The organism is Megasphaera sp. NM10 (assembly GCF_000417505.1).
GTDB lineage: Bacteria > Bacillota > Negativicutes > Veillonellales > Megasphaeraceae > Megasphaera > Megasphaera intestinihominis.
On record NZ_APHY01000115.1, the window covers coordinates 1 to 2,069 of the forward strand.

Genomic DNA, 2,069 nt, shown 5'->3' on the forward strand with positions numbered 1-2,069 from the left:
CGRAATCGCATACAAGCGATGGAAATGAATGCAGGCTGCAAAATAAATACACGGCCAGCGGCCCTGTGCGTAGGGGCCGACCTTTAACCTCTCAGACCGCCTTTGGCGGCCAGCTCCCCTATAAAGGGAGCCTTGTGCGGCCCGTTGTGAGATGCAATCACAGCCCATTCTGATATAATGGCAGGTTTTTACGAGCCACGAACAACGAGCCACTATTTTTTCACGAGCTGAGGGTCACTCGAGGCGATGTCGTTACTCTGAATCTGTTGCCGCGCAGCGACATCTGAGTCCGAGGCGGCCTGCGAACTGCCAACTGCGACCGGCGGGGCCGATAGGCCCTAATCTACATTAACGGTTTCTTAAGTTTTCGGAAATTCGATTAAAAAATGATTAGAATTTCTCTTTGGCCCTGTTTTGTGGTGTATGATGGAATCATGAGCCGCTCTGTTGCGGAGCGGGAACGATTATTATACAATAAAAGTGAATCTGGAGGTGTGACGTCATGTCCGATTCGGCACAACAGGCCAAAGCGCAGAAAAAAGCGTATGACGAGGCGTGCAAGCGGGTCCTTTCAGAACGGGGCATCATGGCCCATATCCTGAAGACCTGCACGGAAGAATTCAAGGATTGTGATTTGCAGGATATTGCCCAACGCTATATAGAGAACGCAGTTCGCAGACCGCAGATGGCAGTTCGCTACGGTCCTGTGGACCATAAAAAATGCACGGCCATTGGCCTTGTGCGTAGGGGACGTCCCATCGGGCGGCCCGCTGGGATATTTAACCATACCTATTCTTGTATAATGGCAGGTTTTTATGAACAACTATCTTTCCTCGGACTCGGATGTGGCTTCGCCACAAAAAAAACTTATGATTTGATTACGACCATGTGCCGTCTTTCATGAATTCCGGCTGTGTACGAGATTCACGGCGGGACGCCCGCCGCTGCTGTCCTTTCTGGAAACCGTTTTATGCCTCCTGGGGTCGGCACTCGATAGGGCGCTTTGGGCGTCCCCTACGAAATCGCGTACAGGCGATGAAGGGCAAAAGACTTACGATGAATGAAAATGGTGATGTCGTTATTCTGAATTTATCGCCGCGTAGCGGCATATGAATCCAATGCGACCGACGGCCTGCGACCTACGACCAGCGGCCGTTAGGCCTATATACACTTAGAGAAGGGAGTGGCAGAAATGTGTAACTTGAGCGAAGGCATTGAACGGCGTGGAGAATTACGCGGCAGGAAAATCGGCGATAAAGCGGGGAGAAAGGCTTTAGGCACTTTGCTCCAGAAACTGATACAGGAAGGCAGGAAAGAAGATGTTGACCGCGTATTGCGGGATGATGAATACCAGGAACAATTGTTGCGTGAATATCATTTGAAATAAGAGGTAACCATTTATGACGGCGCTGTCTTTATCGGATAACGCCGTTTTGCTTTCTTCGGATTCAGATGCGGCTGCGCCGCGACAGACACATGATTGTATTACAACCGTGTGCCGTACGTCATAAATTCCGGCTGTGCACAGGATTCACGCGGGACGACTTTTAGCCGTCCCCTACGAAATCGCATACAAGCGATGGAAATGAATGCAGGCTGCAAAATAAATACACGGCCAGCGGCCCTGTGCGTAGGGGCCGACCTTTAACCTCTCAGACCGCCTTTGGCGGCCAGCTCCCCTATAAAGGGAGCCTTGTGCGGCCCGTTGTGAGATGCAATCACAGCCCATTCTGATATAATGGCAGGCTTTTACGAGCCACGAACCACGGCTTTTCCTCGGATTCAGATGCGGCTGCGCCGCGACAGACGCATGATTGTATTACGACCGAGCGCCACTCGTCATAAATTCCGGCTGTGCACAGGATTCACGCGGGACGACTTTTAGCCGTCCCCTACGAAATCGCATACAAGCGATGGAAATGAATGCAGGCTGCAAAATAAATACACGGCCAGCGGCCCTGTGCGTAGGGGCCGACCTTTAACCTCTCAGACCGCCTTTGGCGGCCAGCTCCCCTATAAAGGGAGCCTTGTGCGGCCCGTTGTGAGATGCAATCACAGCCCATTCTGAT

Annotated in this window: 2 protein-coding genes; both read left to right on the forward strand. The window is 51.8% G+C overall.

Annotated elements, in window-relative coordinates:
- The first annotated feature begins 502 nt into the window (after window positions 1-502).
- Window positions 503-904: a hypothetical protein gene (locus NM10_RS12480; protein ID WP_020311896.1), complete on the forward strand. Its 402-nt coding sequence runs from the start codon at window positions 503-505 to the stop codon at window positions 902-904.
- Window positions 905-1,192: 288 nt separating this feature from the next.
- Complete coding sequence (locus tag NM10_RS12485; RefSeq protein WP_020311897.1) at window positions 1,193-1,387, forward strand: hypothetical protein; 195 nt, start codon at window positions 1,193-1,195, stop codon at window positions 1,385-1,387.
- Window positions 1,388-2,069: the final 682 nt, after the last annotated feature.